Source organism: Tautonia marina (genome assembly GCF_009177065.1).
In the GTDB taxonomy this organism is placed as follows: domain Bacteria; phylum Planctomycetota; class Planctomycetia; order Isosphaerales; family Isosphaeraceae; genus Tautonia; species Tautonia marina.
In genome coordinates, this window is record NZ_WEZF01000030.1 from 40,842 (window position 1) to 57,836 (window position 16,995).

At 66.3% G+C, this 16,995-nt stretch carries 17 protein-coding genes and 1 pseudogene; 11 read left to right on the forward strand and 7 right to left on the reverse strand.

Annotation, left to right across the window (positions count from 1 at the left end; all coding sequences use genetic code 11):
* Window positions 1–9: 9 nt before the first annotated feature.
* Together GA615_RS25430 and GA615_RS25435 are read left to right on the forward strand one after the other, a co-directional pair.
* Window positions 10–225: a hypothetical protein gene (locus GA615_RS25430; RefSeq protein WP_152054158.1), complete on the forward strand. Its 216-nt coding sequence runs from the start codon at window positions 10–12 to the stop codon at window positions 223–225.
* A 1-nt stretch (window position 226) separates the two neighbouring features.
* Window positions 227–571: a type II toxin-antitoxin system PemK/MazF family toxin gene (locus GA615_RS25435; RefSeq protein WP_161602563.1), complete on the forward strand. Its 345-nt coding sequence runs from the start codon at window positions 227–229 to the stop codon at window positions 569–571.
* Window positions 572–701: 130 nt separating this feature from the next.
* Here GA615_RS25435 and GA615_RS25440 read toward each other — a convergent pair whose 3' ends face one another.
* Window positions 702–1,226, reverse strand: a complete 525-nt coding sequence (locus GA615_RS25440) for a hypothetical protein (protein WP_152054160.1) — start codon at window positions 1,224–1,226, stop codon at window positions 702–704.
* Window positions 1,227–1,540: 314 nt separating this feature from the next.
* Here GA615_RS25440 and GA615_RS25445 point away from each other — a divergent pair, with 314 nt between their 5' ends.
* Together GA615_RS25445 and GA615_RS25450 are read left to right on the forward strand one after the other, a co-directional pair.
* Complete coding sequence (locus GA615_RS25445; protein WP_152054161.1) at window positions 1,541–2,812, forward strand: YegS/Rv2252/BmrU family lipid kinase; 1,272 nt, start codon at window positions 1,541–1,543, stop codon at window positions 2,810–2,812.
* 125 nt (window positions 2,813–2,937) lie between these two features.
* Window positions 2,938–3,531 (forward strand): hypothetical protein, encoded by a 594-nt coding sequence (locus GA615_RS25450; RefSeq protein WP_152054162.1) that lies wholly within the window; start codon window positions 2,938–2,940, stop codon window positions 3,529–3,531.
* A 56-nt stretch (window positions 3,532–3,587) separates the two neighbouring features.
* Here GA615_RS25450 and ppk2 read toward each other — a convergent pair whose 3' ends face one another.
* The 3 genes from ppk2 to GA615_RS25465 all read right to left on the reverse strand — a co-directional run bounded on the left by ppk2 (window position 3,588) and on the right by GA615_RS25465 (window position 6,925).
* Window positions 3,588–4,436: a polyphosphate kinase 2 gene (gene ppk2, locus GA615_RS25455; protein ID WP_152054163.1), complete on the reverse strand. Its 849-nt coding sequence runs from the start codon at window positions 4,434–4,436 to the stop codon at window positions 3,588–3,590.
* A gap of 195 nt (window positions 4,437–4,631) precedes the next feature.
* Window positions 4,632–6,440 carry a CARDB domain-containing protein gene (locus tag GA615_RS25460; RefSeq protein ID WP_152054164.1) on the reverse strand — a complete coding sequence of 603 codons (1,809 nt, stop codon included), beginning with the start codon at window positions 6,438–6,440 and terminating at the stop codon, window positions 4,632–4,634.
* 203 nt (window positions 6,441–6,643) lie between these two features.
* On the reverse strand, window positions 6,644–6,925 hold the full coding sequence (locus tag GA615_RS25465; protein WP_152054165.1) for a hypothetical protein: 282 nt from the start codon (window positions 6,923–6,925) through the stop codon (window positions 6,644–6,646).
* A 379-nt stretch (window positions 6,926–7,304) separates the two neighbouring features.
* On the opposite strand from GA615_RS25465, the gene thiD reads away from it, so the two are divergent.
* The 6 genes from thiD to GA615_RS25495 all read left to right on the forward strand — a co-directional run bounded on the left by thiD (window position 7,305) and on the right by GA615_RS25495 (window position 13,371).
* A complete protein-coding gene (thiD, locus tag GA615_RS25470; RefSeq protein WP_201750315.1) occupies window positions 7,305–8,297 on the forward strand; it encodes a bifunctional hydroxymethylpyrimidine kinase/phosphomethylpyrimidine kinase in 993 nt (330 codons plus the stop codon).
* Window positions 8,298–8,461: 164 nt separating this feature from the next.
* The gene (locus tag GA615_RS25475; protein WP_152054167.1) at window positions 8,462–9,412 is read left to right on the forward strand and encodes a hypothetical protein; all 951 of its coding nucleotides are present in this window, start codon (window positions 8,462–8,464) and stop codon (window positions 9,410–9,412) included.
* 393 nt (window positions 9,413–9,805) lie between these two features.
* Complete coding sequence (locus GA615_RS25480; protein WP_152054168.1) at window positions 9,806–10,708, forward strand: DUF1559 domain-containing protein; 903 nt, start codon at window positions 9,806–9,808, stop codon at window positions 10,706–10,708.
* Window positions 10,709–10,852: 144 nt separating this feature from the next.
* A complete protein-coding gene (locus GA615_RS25485) occupies window positions 10,853–11,557 on the forward strand; it encodes an SGNH/GDSL hydrolase family protein (protein ID WP_152054169.1) in 705 nt (234 codons plus the stop codon).
* A 141-nt stretch (window positions 11,558–11,698) separates the two neighbouring features.
* Window positions 11,699–12,412 (forward strand): O-methyltransferase, encoded by a 714-nt coding sequence (locus tag GA615_RS25490; protein WP_152054170.1) that lies wholly within the window; start codon window positions 11,699–11,701, stop codon window positions 12,410–12,412.
* A 257-nt stretch (window positions 12,413–12,669) separates the two neighbouring features.
* On the forward strand, window positions 12,670–13,371 hold the full coding sequence (locus GA615_RS25495; protein ID WP_152054171.1) for a DUF6655 family protein: 702 nt from the start codon (window positions 12,670–12,672) through the stop codon (window positions 13,369–13,371).
* Window positions 13,372–13,467: 96 nt separating this feature from the next.
* Here GA615_RS25495 and GA615_RS25500 read toward each other — a convergent pair whose 3' ends face one another.
* A complete protein-coding gene (locus GA615_RS25500; RefSeq protein WP_201750316.1) occupies window positions 13,468–14,805 on the reverse strand; it encodes a hypothetical protein in 1,338 nt (445 codons plus the stop codon).
* A gap of 219 nt (window positions 14,806–15,024) precedes the next feature.
* Between GA615_RS25500 and GA615_RS25505 the strand changes: the two genes are divergently transcribed.
* Window positions 15,025–15,831 carry a serine aminopeptidase domain-containing protein gene (locus GA615_RS25505; RefSeq protein ID WP_161602564.1) on the forward strand — a complete coding sequence of 269 codons (807 nt, stop codon included), beginning with the start codon at window positions 15,025–15,027 and terminating at the stop codon, window positions 15,829–15,831.
* 10 nt (window positions 15,832–15,841) lie between these two features.
* Here GA615_RS25505 and GA615_RS25510 read toward each other — a convergent pair whose 3' ends face one another.
* Together GA615_RS25510 and GA615_RS28325 are read right to left on the reverse strand one after the other, a co-directional pair.
* Complete coding sequence (locus GA615_RS25510; protein ID WP_152054173.1) at window positions 15,842–16,420, reverse strand: hypothetical protein; 579 nt, start codon at window positions 16,418–16,420, stop codon at window positions 15,842–15,844.
* Window positions 16,421–16,691: 271 nt separating this feature from the next.
* A pseudogene (locus tag GA615_RS28325) lies at window positions 16,692–16,995 on the reverse strand (hypothetical protein); the annotation flags it as partial.

Below are 16,995 nucleotides of genomic sequence, written 5' to 3' on the forward strand. Positions count from 1 at the left end.
AACAGGCCAATGACGAACCTGACCCCGGAACTTCTGCGAGCCATTCGCGAGGCGGGCGACGAGCCGGTGCGGCTGGAAGACCCCGACTCTCGCGACCGATACGTGCTGATCCCGGCCGATCAGTATGACCGTCTGCTGGCTCTGGCCGACGCTCGCGAGCGTTCCGCCTGGCTCGACCGATCCGAGGAGGCGGCCAAAGCCTGGATGCGCGAGAATCCTTACTGAGATGAGTCCAGGCGAGATTTACTGGGCCGTGTTCGAGGATGTCCCGGCCCACCCGGTCGTCATCGTCTCCCGAGAGGAGCTGAACCGGGGCGAGTCGGTCGTCGCGGTGATCGTCACCTCCGCCCACTTCGAACGTCGGGCTAAATTGCCGAACTGTGTGCCGATCTCAGCCGGATCGTTCGGGCTGGGCAAGGATTGCGTCATCCAGGCCGAGTCGATCTTCTCGATCCGCAAGTCCCACCTCGACCTCGAAGCCGGGCCGCTTGGAACCCTCGACGATCTGACCTTCCGTGACGTGATCCGGGCGATCGGCCATGTCCTCCGCTCCGACTGCGAGCCCGAGTGACGAGTCGGCCGGCTCCGGTTCAAGGCCGAGCCGAGGAGTGGGATCGGCAATGGTTCTGCGAACCCGATCGGCCCGGCTCATCGGCCCAAACGAGGGGAGCGATGAGCCGAGCGAAGGCAGGGGGAGAGGATCAGTCCTTCACGCGGGAGAGGACGAAGGAGTGGGTGCCGGCGGGCTTGCCGTCCATGTAGCCGGTCCACTCGCCGGTGATGGAGTCGGCGTCGTGCAGGAGGATGCGGCCTTCGTGCATGTGCATGTCGGTGGTGGGGTCGAAGTTGGTGCCGCCGTCGAAGGCGAAGACGAGGGCCTCGGGGGAGGAGGCTTCCTGGTCGAGCAACAGCCGGGGCTGGTTGCCGGCGGCGCAGTAGTGGGTGGCGCGGAGCTGGTCGCCGTCGAGGTGGTAGACGCTCATCATCTCGAAGCTGGTGCCGGGGCCGTAGGTCTCGACGATGGCGCTGTCGTTGGCGGTCAGGCGATAGGTGATGACGAAGACGTTCTCGCCCTCGCGCTGCTCCCAGGTGCCGACGAGCGACTTGAGCCGCTCGAACGCGGCCGGGGCATCCAATTTGCTGGGCTCATCGGCCACGGCCAAGCCAGAGGCGGAGGCGAGCACGAGGATCGCAGAGGCAATCGGCAAAAATCGTCGGACAACCATGGGCAATTGCTCCCAAAGGGGCCAAAGGCACGAGGGGAAGAACGAGCGTCCCGAAACCATCCTGGGGGCCGATCGGTTCCACCTCGGCCGAGGACGCTGCGTACATTTGTATCCTATCGGACGAGCGAGTGGGAAAAAATCATCCAAAACGACCTCAACCCGTGGATCGGGAAGGGGTGACCGATCCGTCGAAACCGACTCGCGAATGCCTTGCATGGCAGGATGAATTCCGGATCGCTCGGACGTAGACTTGATTTTCACGGGACGGTCAACCACGGCCCCCCTGAGTGAGTGCAACGGAAGGACACCAACGGATGAGCTGGCTCGCGATTCACTGGAACGACGATCAGCAGGAGGCGGCAACGACCGTGCTGCAACGCGCCGAGGGGTTGCTCGCGAAGTTCCCGGTGAAGGCGGCCGCGGACGTGGCCGACGAGCTGGAGCGGATCGGGTTCGAGACGGTCGAGCGCGTGGAGGAATTACGAGCCCTGATCGAAGGCCCCGACTCCGATCCGCCCGTGGCGCTCCTGCTGTTCGAGGACCGGGCGATCGGCGGGGGGGGAGAGGTCGATGCCCTGATTCAGGACTGCCTGGCCCGGAACATCGCCCTGGCCCTGAACCCGGCCACGGCCGAGGCGGTGTTCGAGGCGCTGCGGGCCAAACGGCGGGCCGTGGTGATCTTCAACCCCGTGTGCGGTTCCGGGAACGCGGAGAAAGAACACGCGCGGATTCTCGAACTGCTCGAACCGTCGATGATGCTCGACGTGAAGGAGACGACGCCCGAGGTCGAGGCCGGCTCGCTGGCCCGAGAGGCGCTGAAGGCGGGGGTCGATCTGGTGATCGCCGCCGGAGGAGACGGGACCGTCTCCGAGGTGGCCGAGGTGCTGACCGGAACCGACGTCCCCCTGGCGATCATTCCGCGAGGGACCGCCAATGCCCTGGCGGTCGCCTTGTTCGGGCCGCAACTGTATCTGGACCCGATCGGCAGAAGCTGCGAGGCGATCCTCGACGGCGTGACGCGGACGATCGATACCGTGAAATGCGGCGATCATCAAATGCTCTTGCTCGCGGGAATCGGGGTTGAGTCGGGGATGGTCGAGCGGGCCGAGCGCGACCTGAAGGCACGCTTCGGAGTGCTGGCGTATCTGGTCGGCGGTTGGGAAGAAATCAAGGCGCAAAACGAATTTGACGTGGAGCTGGAGTGCGACGGCAAACGGCATCGGTTCCGGAGCGGGAGCGTGGTGGTGGCCAACGCGGCCCCTCCCAGCTCGGTCTTCGCCCAGGGCAGCGGCACACCGATCTATGACGACGGATTGCTCGACGTCACCACGCTTGTGGATGTGAAAACCCCCTGGGAAGCCGTGCAAACGATCATGCAACTGTTCCAGGCCGGCCTGACGCAGCAGGCTCCCGAGGAGCGGGTCATCACCATGCGGGCCGCCAGGGTCCGGGTCGAAACGAATCCGCCGCAGACGGTCGCCATTGACGGTGAACTGGTCGGCCAGACGCCGGTCGAGTTCGAGGTGGTGCCGGCCTCGCTTAAAGTCATTGTGCCGAAGCACGACGATCGGCGGCAGGCGGAGTGATCGAGCGAATCGCCGAGGTCCGCTGGTCGGTTGCCCGAGCCGCGGGGCATTGCGATGATCGGAAGACAGGGCGGATCGTCCCGATCGAGGCGACGATTTTTCGAGATTCAAGAATGAGGCACACGATGATCACGCGAATCACGATCGGAAGCGCGATGGCTGCCCTGGTGGTGGGAGGGCTCGCGAGCCTGGCGGCGCTCGGCGGGGGGCAGATCGGCCTCGCGCAGGAGGCTCCCAACCTCCGGCTCTCTCAGGAACGCTCGCCCCGTGGCGAGGCCGCCCGGCAAATCGCTGAACTGTTGCGCAACGGCGTGGACGTTGACCCGCAAACGATCATCGACACGATGCCTTCGCTGGAAGAACTGGCCAATCGTCGATCAGAGATCGCCGAGGAGTTGATGGAATTCTCCCTGGTGAAATTCCTGGAGCCTCCCTCCCCCACAGCCCAGCGGGGCACCTTTCACGCGGCGATTGAAGATTACATGATGTGGTCCGGTCATCGACTCGACGCGACGCTCGATCTGGCCGATTCGGACAATGACCGCCGCACGGCGATTGCCCGGGAAGTGGCGAAAATTCGTCGCGTCGAGGAGATTTACCGCGAACTGACCGAGACGCAAGGGGTCGGAGTCACGCCCCAAAATTTGCTCGCGCTCGAATTCAATCGCCTGCAACTGGAAACACGGCTCGCTCACGAACTGCTTGCCTCGGGACACTGAGCGGCACCACGAGCGGCCTTCCGTCCGGGCCGAGGGCTCCCTCGGCTCGTAACGGCTCAGAAGGAGGACGGCACAACGCGGCGGCCTTCAACCTCGGTGTCGGGAATCCCTTCCGGCCGAGCGTCGCGCTCGCCGAGCTGGGGAGCTTCAAAGGGAATCGTCTCGTAAGGAATCTGGGAAAGCAGATGTGAAAGACAGTTGATCCGCGCGGCCTTCTTGTCGTCGGAAGGGACGATCCACCAGGGGGCGGCGGGGTGATCGGTCCGGCGGAGCATCTCCTCGTACGCCTGGGTATAACGCCACCAGCGCTGATACGATGCGATGTCCATGGGACTGAGCTTCCACTGGCGGACGGGGTCGCCGATGCGCCGCTTGAAGCGTTTGCGTTGCTCGTCCTGGCTGACAGTGAGGAAGTATTTCAGCAGGATGATGCCGTCTCTCACGAGGTATTGCTCGAACATCGGCACCTCGTGCAGAAATCGCTCGATCTGTTCGTCGGTGGCGAAGCCCATCACCCGCTCGACCCCAGCGCGGTTGTACCAGCTTCGGTCGAAGATGACGACCTCGCCTCCCGAGGGAAGATGCTGCATGTAACGCTGGGCAAAGACCTGGGTTTTCTCCCGATCCGACGGCGCCGGTAAGGCCACCACGCGGAAGACCCGAGGACTGACGCGCTCGACGATCCTGCGAATCGTTCCCCCTTTGCCGGCGGCGTCTCGGCCTTCGAACACGAGGATGATCCGCGCGCCGGTCGATTTCACCCAGCGTTGCAAATGGGAAAGTTCGACCTGAAGCCGCTCCAGCTCCCGATCATAGCGGGCGTTGCGCTCGGCCTTCGACTCGGCAGCGTGGTCGGGGCGGTCCTTCTTCGGTTTCCCCTTGGGCACGGTTGGCTCCCGGATCATGTTCTCTGATGGCGCGAACTGTTTCCGAGAATCCGCGTCAGACCCTCCATTGATTCAGGTCTACGAGGTGAACGCAAGAGCGCGGCCATTCGAAATGGATGTGCGCCCCTCCATCAAAAAAAAAACGGCCAGCGCCTTGCAGAAGGCGCTGACCGTTATGGTTGCAATCAACTGAAAATGCGATGATCACATTGCTCAGTTATTGTCGTTGTTCTTGGTGGTGTTCGACGAGTTGCCCGGCTGGGTGTTGCCCGGGGCAGACTCTCGGGGGCTGGTGCCGGAGCCGAGAATCGTGGTTGGCTCGACCGAGATGGCCGTGGTCGAGAGGAACGAACTGTCGAGATCAGCTCGGGTACTGACCTGACCAGACGTGTTGGCCTTGGCGGTCAGAATCCATCGCAGTTCTTCGCCCGGAGCAATCGTGTCGACCGCGCCGAAGCTGACCTTCCGGCCGTCGGCGTTGGCGTCGGTCGGGCCTTCCGCGTCGACGTATTCCAGCCCCTCGGGCAGGGTGACGACGATCTCAACATCGTCATCGTGGCCGGTGCCCTGGTTGACGACGGTCACGACGTACTCGACGTTCTCGCCCTGCGGAACCTGGTCGTTGCGGTCGACCAGCGCGAGCAAGAGGGCCGGCAACGTGAGGATCTCCGCCTCGGCGACGGTCTGGGCGGCGGCTCGCTGACGAATCTCCTCCGGCTGATCGTCGGCGGCGCAGAGCGACGAAGCGACGGCGACGTGACGGAGCATCAAGGCTTCGGCGTCACCGCTTTGCTCATCGGCACCGCGATCGCCATAGCCCTGCGGGACCTGCGAGAGGTTCACGCTGAAGCTGACGGCGGTTTCCTCGCCCGGTTCGAGGCGGCCGATGTCCCATCGCAGGGTGTCGTCGTCCTGTTCGGGAGCAACGCTGTTCAGGCTGGTCCGGCTGGTGCGGACAAGCCGGGTGCGGTCGTCGATCTCAACCTCAAGGGTCGTGTCGATGGCCGGCCCGTCTCCCTGGTTGCGGACGGTGACGCGGTAGGTGCTCGGCTGGTCCGTATACTGGACCTCGGGGCCTTCAATGCTGGCAGTCAGGTCGGCCGCGACGATTCGGGTCGACGGACGCTTCGACTGGGCTTCCAGGTCGTCGGACGTCTTGGCAACCGCCCGGCTGCTGAACTGGCCAAGCTGGGTGGCGCGAATGTCGGCGGTGAACTCCTTGGTTTCACCGGCCCGCAGGTCCCCCACGTCGTGCCGGATGGTGCGCTCGCCGCTGGCAAGGGTCAGGCCCTCGGGCAGCTCGTCGGTCACAACCACGTCGCTCACGTCGGCCGAACCGGGATTGCTCACCGTGTAGCGGAAACGCAAGGGCTGACAGATATCTGCAACCTCAGGAACCGCCTTGGTCACTTCAAGGTCCGGCTTGACGAACCGGGTGACGAGGCAAACCGTCGGCGTGTACGAAACGCGGAAGCAGACGCCGGCCGTGCCTTCCGACTCGGCAATGGCTCGAACGCGCACCGTCTGCGTTTCTCCCGGCTTCAGCTCGCCGATGCGGACGGCGCCGTCGTTGCCCCGCCGGGCTCGCTGGCCCTGCTGGTTCTGGCCCTGCTGCCGCTGGCGCTGCTGAGCCTGCTCGCCCTGGCGCTGCCGGGCTTGCCGGGCCTCGCCCTGCTGGTTCTGGCCCTGTCCCTGCTGTTGCGTCTGGGCCCCTTCAATTGAAACGTCGCCCGTTTCATCGTGGTTAATGCGAACGTCTTCAAGCGTCAGGTTGTCGGTCAGGTTGCGGACGGTCAGCTGATATTCGAAGGGCTGGCCGACCCGGACCTCGCCGGGGGCCTGAGCCCGAATCATCAAGAGGCTGCTCGACTGCTCACCCGTTGGGAAGTAAAGGTCAACATTGCTCGATGCTTGACCCTCCTGCGATCGCTCTTGCGCCTGCGAGTACGCGGTCGGGCCAAATGCGGTCGCCGCGAGCAGAGCGGCCAGGCAGGATGTCAAATGTCGGGTTTGGAATGTCATTCAGATGGTCTCCTTGGTGAAACTTCGATCGAGGATGCAGGATTGGCCTGATCCGGGTACGGTCGCCCCGGGCCGAGTCGAACCGGCTCGGGGCGCAGAATCCCCAGAACCGGTCGACCCAAAACGGCCGATCGGCTGGGGGAAGATCAAACGTGGGGCAAACCCCGGGACCGAAGCCCCGAGCGTTTGCCGCCGCCTCAAGGTCAGGAGCCGGTGCCCGGCGCCTCGGGCTCGGCCGAGACGGGAATGTCGGGCGTGTCCTGGTCGGCGTTGGTGTCGGGAGCGGTCGCCCCCGCCCCCGCGTCCCGATCAACATCGGGAATGGTCGTTTGCCCCGGTTCGGCCGGATTGATTCCCGGCCCGCCGCCCAGGGGAACAGGCTCTTCCGCTGCTTGGTCGCCACAACCGGCGAGGACACCACTCATACTCAGGCACAGGGCCAGGCTGAGGGTTGACAGGCCCCCGGCTCGAATGGGACGAGGCATGGTTTCAGGTACTCCTTTCCCAGAGGTAATCCCGGCCCGGTGGTGAGCGCCGCCTTCGGTTTCCAAAGGATGGCACGACTCACCGGATCACCGGGGTGATCGCTCATTCGTTGCTGCGAACACGATGCCGAACGGTCCCTTTTTCTCGATCAAAACCGACTTTTTCGCGAATCCAGCGGCTGAACCCCCCTCCACCTGTGCCGCGGCTTCCGTGGCTGGTCATCCTCCGACCAGTCTGGGCTCGAACGAGACACGACACCTTCCCCTCGTCCTGAACACACAAATTGATGTTGAACTTCTGTGAATCGTGAGCAAGGCGACATGGACTGGTCGGATTGACGCAAGCGCATAGGGATATGTGCCGATCGAGGCTAAAGGTTTGGCGCCGTCCGGGCTCTGGTCGGCTCCTGGAGAAGCGGCTACGATCGGCGTCGAGGCCCGAACCACCCCGGCGTCAATGGCGACCCGAGCCTGGGAGCGGGCCGGGGTGAATCAAAGGGATGTCATGGTCATGCACGATCAGATCGTCTGCCTCAGCATCGCCGGGAGCGACCCGAGCGGAGGGGCGGGCATCCAGGCCGATTTGAAGACCTTCGCCGCGCTGGGGGTTTACGGCGCCGCGGCCATCACGGCCCTCACCGCCCAGAACACCACCGGCGTGCAAGGGGTCGATCTCATCGACCCGGCCTTCGTAGCCCAGCAGGCCGAGTCGGTCTTTGACGATCTGCCGGTCGTGGCCGTCAAGACCGGGATGCTCGGCACGGTGGCCATCATCGACGCCGTCGCCGATGTGATCGAAATGGCCCGCGATCGGTTCCCCGAGCTTCGGGTGGTGGTCGATCCGGTCATGGTCGCGCGGGGGGGCGATCCCTTGCTCGACCCTCAGGCGGTCATGCGACTGCGCGATCGGCTCATTCCGCTGGCGAACCTGGTGACCCCCAACCGGCACGAGGCGAGCCTCCTGACCGGCTCCGGGCCGATCGAAACGGCCGACGACCTGCGGCGGGTCGCCAGGGCGCTGTTCGAACTGGTCGAGCACCGGCCGGTGCTGGTCAAGGGGGGCCAGGCGATCACCGGAGCCCTCGACCTTTTGATCGACGCCAATGGATCGGAGTTCCCCCTGACCATCGCCGGAGCGCCGATCCAGACCCGATCGACGCACGGATCGGGCTGCACCCTGGCGGCGGCCATCACCGCTCTCCTGGCCCGGGGTCACACCCTTCGAGACGCCTGCACGGCGGCCAAGCAATTTGTGTTCGGGGCGATCGAGCACGCGCCGGGGCTGGGCCGAGGATTCGGGCCGCTCAACCACCTCTGGCTGCGTCGGATCGAGGAGCAGGCCGCCGCTCGGGATTCGCGTCAGGGGCATTGAATGGCCTCGGGCCGAGGGATCGGCGGGAGCGTTGGGGTGTTCCGATCCTCGCGGGAAGGGAAGTCCCACTGGTCGGGCAGGGAATGCGGCGTTAAACTCGGCACGATGCCGCAATGCGATCGCGGAGCCAATCGGAATCCCAGTCCAGACAGAAGGAGTCAGACGTGCGCCGTTCTTTGACGGTCCTGTTGTCGATGGGCCTGCTACTGCTCGGCCCGGTCGCGGTCCGATCGGTCCTGGCCCAGGATGAGGAGCCGGCCGCGCCCTCGCCCGCGTCGGAGGCCCCGGAAACCCCGGAATCCCAGGACCCTGCCGCCGCCCCACCGGCCGAGGCCGACGCCGCCCCCGCGCCGACGAGTCCCGACGGATTGCCTCCCGAGGTCGCCGCGAAGCGCGACGCGGCCTTGAAGGCGGTCGCCGAGCTGATCGTCGCCGCCGAGCAGGCCGGCCTGGTCCAGACCAATCTCGACCCGCCGCCGATCCTCGACATCCTCGTCCTCGGCAAGGCGACCGACAAGACCGACCTCGAAGCCGCCCAGGGCCAAACCGAGACGCAGGTCGGCCTGGTCAACCCCGAGGCCTTCGCCGCCTACTTCACCGGCTACGCCGAGCCCCCCGAAGGCCTGACCGCCCAGGCGAATATCCGCATTCGCCAGCCGAGTGAAGGGCTGACCGATTTCTTCAAGCAGCGGGCCGACGCGCTCCGCCCGTACCTCGACGCCGCTCGCAGCGCCGCTTCGGCCCCGGCCGAGCCCACCGAGGAACCCGCTCCGGTCGAACCGGCCCCCGCCGAGCCGACCCCCGCTCCGGCCGAGGAACCGAAGCCCGAAGAGCCCAAGCCCGAGGAACCGAAGCCCGAAGAGCCCAAGCCCGAGGAACCGGCCCCGGCCGAAGCGCCCAAGCCTGAAGAACCGGCTCCGGCCGACGAGCCGAAGCCCGACGAGCCGAAGCCTGAAGAACCAGCTCCGGCCGAAGAACCGAAGGCCGAGCAACCCAAGCCTGAGGAACCCAAGCCTGAGGAACCGGCTCCGGCCGACGAGCCGGCTCCGGCCGACGAGCCGAAGGTCGAGGAACCGGCCCCGGCCGAGGAGCCGAAGGCTGACGAGCCGAACTGATCGCATCGCCTCACCCTCGAAACCCGCCTGGCTGGGGTCGCGGCCCGCGAGTTCAGCCGGCGAGGTTTCGAGTTCATCTCCCAAGGGCCCTCCCAAGCCAGGAGGTGCAGTAGACTTCGGACGTCGATCGCCGCGTGCTGGGAGCGAGCGAACCGAGGCGACGCAGGGCTCGATGGCGAGTTCGGTCGCAGGCTGCTTGACTCCTTTGCCCGCGGATCTTTGGAGTTCGAGCCGAGGGCACCATGGCGTATGGTTCTTGACGGGCCAAGTTGGCTGCGCCGGGGCATCGCGGGTGGTGTTTGCATTGATTGCACGCATCCGGTCGCCTAAGATTTCTGAAGAGACGTCCGGATTGGACCCTCCCTTCTCCTTATCTCTCTGAGAGTCCTTCTCATGCGAACGCTCGTGCGCCCGTCTCGATTGCGTCGCGGCTTTACCCTGATTGAGCTGCTGGTGGTCATTGCGATCATCGGCGTGCTGGTGGCCTTGATCATGCCGGCGGTGCAGTCGGCGCGAGAGGCGGCCAACCGGACCCAGTGCAAAAACAACCTGAAGCAGATCGGCCTGGCGGCCCAGGGCTATCACGACGCGTTCGGCAGCTTCCCCTCCGGCTGGTTCTGCGACGAGGCGAACGACCCGAACTGCGTGCCGAGAGGCGCCAGTCCGTACATGTGGAACGGGCTGGTCGGCTTGTTCTCGTTCCTCGAAGCCGGGAACCTGTACGACGACATCAACTTCGACGTCTCGCCCTATGCCTTCGACAACCGGACGGCGATCCGCAACTCGCTGTCGGTCTTCGTCTGCCCGTCGCACCGGCAGGCCTTGCCGATCGACGTGACCCAGATCGACCCCGATGGCCAGACCGCCACCTTGCAGATCGGCCCGTCCGACTATCGCGGCAACATGGCCGCCGGCATGACCGACTGCAACGACGTTTCCAACCCGGATTGCTTTCACTACGAGAACGGCCTGACCTTCCGCAACTCTCGGATCAACATCTCCGGGATCAGCGACGGCACCTCGTCGACCATGCTCATCGGCGAGAGCCTCATCGGCACCTGGCCCGACGCCACCAACTGCTGCGTTCGGACCACTGCCGACCGCCGCTTCAACAAGCCGAACAGCGTCTCCGGCCGTCGCATCCCGTACTGGGAAAGCCAGCATCCCGGCGTCGTCAACTTCTGCAAGGCCGACGGCAGCGTCAGCTCGCTCCGCGAAACGGTTCGGCCCGACGTGCTCATCGCCCTGATGACCCGAGCCGGCGGCGAAACCCTCTCGGCCGAGGATTACGAATAATCGCGAGGCCGTCGGGCAACCTCGACGGCGTCTTGAACCCGGCGCGACGAAGGTCTGGACGGGGGCCGGCTCGACGGCGACGATAAGCCGATTGCCCCCTTGCCTTGGGGGGCGTCGTCTTCGTGTCTTCCGGGAGCCCTTGCCATGAGATTGCTCAGTGCCGCCGCGCTGTTGCTGGTCCTGCTCGCCTCGTCCCCCTTCGTGGGGGTGGCCCAAAGTCAGCCCCAGAACCCGGCCTACGTCCAGATCGAGGACGAGCCGGGATTGCCTCGGGTCTTGCTGCTCGGCGACTCGATCTCGATCGGCTACACGCTCGACGTCCGCGAGGCGCTTGACGGGGTGGCGAATGTCCACCGACCCGGCGAGAACTGCGGCCCGACGATCCGAGGGCTTGAGCGGCTCGATGCCTGGCTCGGTGAGAAGCCCTGGGACGTGATCCACGTCAACTTCGGCCTGCATGATTTGAAGTTCATTGACGACGACGGCAAGAACTCCACTCCGGATCGAGGCCATCATCAGGTGGCGATCGACGACTACCGCAAGAATCTCGACACGATCTTCTCCCGCCTGAAGGAGACCGGCGCGACGGTCATCTTCGCCACGACCACCCCCGTTCCTCCTGGCGAGCCGATGCGACGGGTCGGCGACGACCAGACGTACAACGCGGTCGCCCGCGAGGTCGCCGAGCAGCATGGCATCGCCGTCAACGACCTGCACGCCTTCATCGCCCCGAAGTTCGAGAGCGTCGCCATCCGGCCCGGCAATGTCCACTTCACCGACGAAGGCTCCGACCTGCTCGGCAACCGCGTGGCCGACGTGATCGAGGAGGCGCTCAAGGCGCGCCGCTGAGCCGGATTCGACGCCCGATCGGTCGGCAATCAATCGGCCAGAGCCCGGCCGATCGTCGCTCATCCCAGACACGGCGAGGCGGTTGCGGATCGCCTCGCCACCGTCTCCGCATCGAACGCACGTCTCGCGGGAGTGACCCTCATGACGACGCAACGAACCCTGACGATCGTCTCGATGGTGGGTCTGGCTGCCCTGGTGGCGGGACAGGCCGCCTCGTGGCATCTCCGCCCCTTCGAACGCCGAGCCGAGGCCCGAACCGTGACCGCTCAGGACCTGCCGACCGCCGAAACCCTGCCGAACGACGACGGCGAGGCCCGTATCCTCGACGCCATCGCCCAGGCCCGCGAAGGCCAGCGCTTCGCCAACGTCTCGGACGCCGACGGCCGATTGCTCCGGCAACTGACCGAGGCCATCAACGCCCAGCATGTCGTCGAGCTGGGCACCTCGACCGGCGAGTCGGGCCTCTGGTTTTCCCTCGCCCTGCGCAAGACCGGAGGCCGCCTGCACACCTTCGACATCGACCCCGACCGCCTGGCCGTGGCCCGCGAAAACTTCCGCAAGGCAGGCGTGGCGGATCTGATCACCATTCACGAGGGAGATGCCCACGTCGAGGCCCCGAAGCTGACCGAACCGATCGACCTGCTGTTCCTCGACGCCGAGAAGGAAGGCTATGACGCCTACCTCCGCGAGTTGCTCCCTCGGGTTCGTCCTGGCGGCCTGATCCTCGCCCACAACATGCGACGCCCGACCCCCAACCCCCGCTACCTGGAGGCGATCACCTCCGATCCGACCCTCGACACCTCCTTCCTCCTCATGGACGGCGCCGGCATGGGCCTGACCCTGAAGAAGCGGTAACCCCCCCTCGCTCGACGACTCCCGCCGCCCGGCCGACCCGTGTCACCGCCCCATGATCTCACCCTAAAACACCCGATTTGCCAGGTCACCTGAAACGCCCGAATTTTCGCCAAAGGGCGCAACGTGGTCCGAGGTTGGTTCCTGGAGGGGTCGGACTGGCGAAACAGGTCGGGTTGTTCCGAAGAACAGGAAGGAGCGGCCTGGACGAGCCGGGCGGGCCCGGATCAGTGTGACGCGGGAGAAGGAGTGCCCAGGGGATGGGGAGGTCCGACCGGAGGGAGATCGGGCGGACGGCCCGGATGGCGGTCGGGGCGGTCGTGCTGCTGATCGGTGCGGGGTCGGGGTGCGGATCGATCCGGGTGACCGACACGCCGAGATCGGCGACCGAGCAGCTCTTGCTGACCCAGGCCTGGGACGAGGCGATCGGGTCGATCGATTTCTCGCAGTTCGCGGCCACGCCGGTCAAGCTCGATGACGCCTTGCTCGCCGGGCCGGACAAGAACTGGATGGTCTACCGGCTCCGCGAGTCGATGGCCCGGCAGGGGGTGATTCTGGTCGATGACAAGGAGAAGGCCGAGGTGGTCATCGAGGCGGCGGCGGGGGTCTACGGCACGAATTCGAACTCGGTGATCCTCGGCATTCCCGCCAATAACATGATGGGAGCCTTGCCCTTTGTGCCGCCGATGGCGATGGGAGAGGCGGCCCTGGCGACCCGGACCGATCAGTACGGCGTGACCCGCCTGGCCCTCTTTGCCCGAGACACCGCCACCGGGCATTTCGTCTGGGAGTCGGGCACAATCGACGCCGATTCCTACCTCCGCAATGCCACCATCGGGGGGATCGCCCTCCGCTCCGGTTCGATCGAGCTGCCCTCCGACCGCCATCGCCGGCGCATGCTCCACCGATTGACCGGCAGGGGCGAACCGCCGCCCCAACCGGGAGGCCACGTCCACCACTGAGTGACCCGAGACCAGGGACTATGAATCACCTCTGATGATATGATTTTATGTTGCGGTTGTTCATGTTCTGGCCCCTGGTTGGAGAGGCTTCGGGGTTCAGGGCTGGTTTGGATCGCCATGTTCGACCAGGTCGAGCGCGGCCTCCATCAGGATCTCGCCGGTCATCTCGCCGAGGGAGACGCGGGAGACGTAGTTGTAGCGCGGGAAGCTGTTGAAATCGACCCGGGCGAGGATATAGCCGAAGGCGTCGTTGGTTAGACCGAACAACAGGTTATGATCTCCTCGCATTTTGCGTTTGAGATAAAAGCCGACGTTAGGCATGGCCTCGCCGGGGATGGTGAGGATCTGGGCGTTGCCGAGGTTCACCAGGTTGATCCGGGTCGTGATGGTGCGGTCTGCTTCGTTACGGGGGTAGTTCAGGGGGGAGTAGAGAACAACGTTCCAGAGGTCGTCAGACTCGACCGGGAAGGTGACGTCCTCGGCGAGGCATTCGAGGACGGGGTCGGCTTGCTCGGGGGCGTCGGCGAGGATGCGGAGGGCCTCATCGGCCATCAGGTGACCGATCCGAATGCACTCGTCCCAGGTCTGGATGTCGGGCCATCGGCCGGAGAGGGGGTCGCCCTTGGCGTCCATGTCGCGGTTGTCGGCCGTGACCATCCCCCCCTGGGCGCTATTCATGAACAGGGCAAGGCCGCCGACGGTCGCCTCGACCCGGTCGCAGAAGGGGCCGATCAGGTCGGGGCTGAGGATGCCCAGGCCATTGCCGAGGACCTCGGGGTGGACGGCGTAATTGACCAGCGTGGCGATGGCGGCGCCGTCGGGATCAACGGCCTGGAGAACGCTCATGCGACGATCGTACAGGGCCGGGGCGTAGGAATTGAAGGCGATCCGCTCGGCCGCCTCGCCGGTGGCGACCCGGAGGCGGGCGGGCCGAAGCTGATCGATGGCGGCGTTGACGGCCTCGGCGGCCTGGTTGCAGACGAAGTCGAGGTAATCAAGGTTGGCGGTGTGCCCCCCTTGGCCGTCGGGGAAGGCGTAGCAATCGGGGGCGCTATGGGTGTGGGTCACACCGATCAGGAGGTTCTCGGGCGGGATGCGATCGACCTTTGCCCGGACCCGGTCGCAGAGGACCGAGGGGAAGCCGAGCAGGTCGAGGGAGACGATCGCCACCAACTCCTCTCCCTTGCGGAAGACGAGGGCTCGGGCGGTGAGCTCGCCGCGTTGCTCGGTGGCCGGCTCGGGAAGGCCCATGCCTCCGGAGACGGGGAGCAAGGGATCGGGGGTGATGACCCGCATGGCGGCCCCGGCCTGAAGCTCGGGCTCGGCGGCGCGGGCTTCGGGCTCGGTGGCCACGAGCAAGGCCAGCGCGAGGCCGGCCAGGGGGATCGATCGGCTGAGCAGGAGCGGGGTGAACCTCGGGAGAAGCGTCGTCATGGTCGGGAGATCTCCGGGAAGACGAGCGAGGTGATGGGCCGAGTGGGCCGCGAGAACAGGACCCGAGAACCGAGAGACGCGGCTGGGTCGCGATGGTAACGCCTGGCGATCATGCAGCCAATGACCCACCCGGCCGAGGTGTTCGGGAGCGGGGGCAACGGGGCCGTGCCAGAGGGGGGGGCTTGTCGAGCGGGGGCCGAGCCTTTCACAATGAGGGGCATGAGCACGAGCGAGACGACCTCTGCGAGCGGTGATTCGTGGGCGAGCCCGGACGAGCGGCCGATGGCGGGCGTGGCGGGCCTGGAGCGAGAGCCTCGGGGCCTGGTCCTGGTGGCCGACGGCATCGGCGGCCTGGACCTGTGCGCGGGAAGCCTGGAACGGTTGGTCCCCCGGTGCCGGCTGCCGCTGGAGGTCCGTACGGTCCGGTGGGGGCATGGGGTCGGGCGGTGGCTGGCGGACCTGACCCGATCGGCCAACGTGGCGCATCATGCCAGGGGGATGGCCGAGCAGGTCCGGGAGTTCCTCGGCCGGCATCCCGACGGCCCGGTCTTCCTGGTGGGGAAGTCGGGGGGGGCCGGGGTGGTCCTGCAGGCGCTTGAGGGGCTGCCGGAGGGGAGCGTCGAGCGGGTGGTCCTGCTGGCTCCGGCCGTCTCGCCGGGGTATGACCTGACCAGGGCCTTGCGGAGCGTTCGGCGGGAGCTGGTGGTGTTTATCTCCCCCCTGGATTTCGCCTTGCTCGGGGCCGGGACGTGGGCGTTTGGGACGATCGACCGGGTGCGAGGGGTGGGGGCGGGGCTGGTCGGGTTCCGGAGGCCGGGCGCGGAGGAGTCGGCTGGTCGGATCAACTTATATGAGCGGGTTCATCACATCCGATGGCGGCCGGCGATGGCGAGGGTGGGCTATCTGGGGGGGCATCTGGCGGTGGACATGCCGCCGTTTTTGAAGCGTTACGTGGTGCCGATGCTCACGGCCGGCCCGGTGGATCTGGAGGGGATCGTCGCGGGCCGGGGTGTTTCCGAGGGGTAAGGGCCTGGCGTTACCAGCCGCCGAAGCGCCAGCTGCCGGGGGCGATCGAGTTCATGATCGAGAAACCGGTGGGGGCAAGGGCGTTGAAGGTTTGCGAGGGGGGGCAGAAGGGGCCGGTGTAAAGGGGCCCGGCGGGAATGCCGGAGACGGTGTACGGATACCCGCCATACATCCCCGGCCAGCCGTAGCCGTAGGCGGGGAAGCCGACCGGCCCGGCCAGGCCGAGGCCCGGCACGACGCCGACGTTGCCGAAGGAGCTGACGGCTCCCAGGCCGCCGACGTTTCCGACGCCGCCGAACCCTCCGCCGAAGCCGCCTCCAAAACCGCCGCCGGCCACGCCTCCGGCGGTGAAGGTGAAGGGCTGGACCCCTCGGAGGGCCTGGAACGAGGCGTTGATGCCGCCGATCCGGACGTAGCGGCGATCGGCCGAGACGACCGGCGTGGCGTTCAGGAACACGCCGTCGGCAAACGGGGTGAGGACCGGCTGGAAGCCGATCGCCCCCTGGCCCTTCGCCTCAGGAGCGGGAGCGGTCAGCAGCAGGGCCGTCAGGAGTCCGGTTGCGCCAAGGGTTGCGAGGGAGCGTCTCATGGGTGTTCCGCCTTGAGGAAGCCACAACGAAGCAGGGTGCTGGTCCTATCCTATGCCGCAAGGACGCAGGTTGGATACCAGTGCATTCGAAGATGAGGCCGAGAAATCGACACAAATTGCTCCGACCGCCTCAGAGGACCGGGAGACGGCGTAACGTGGGAAAACGTCGTGGCTTGGGACGAGATCGCGGGTTGGGAAAGACCATGAACGGGCGGACGCTGGGCGAGCCTCGTGAACGAGGGGGAGGGGGGAGGCGGGAGTGAGGGGGGAATCAGGAGCGTTGAGGGCCGTGATCGCCTCGGTTCGGGGTCGGATGGGGGGGGAGGCCGGCGGATCGGGGGTCGGTCGAGCCGGTCGGGGACGCCGGCCGAGACGGCTCGGTGCGCCGGGAGTCGGTGAAGGGGGCATCGGAGGGATTGGGTCGTAAGTTGCTGTGAGTGAGAGGGTTGAGGCGGTCGGTCTGGGGCTCGGGAGTGGTTTGGGACGGTTCGTTTCGGGAATCGACCGGGCACGGCGCGGCGGGAGGAGGCGGGGCGGGGTCGGGGGCCGCGCGGTTGGGGAAGCCGGCGCCGGTG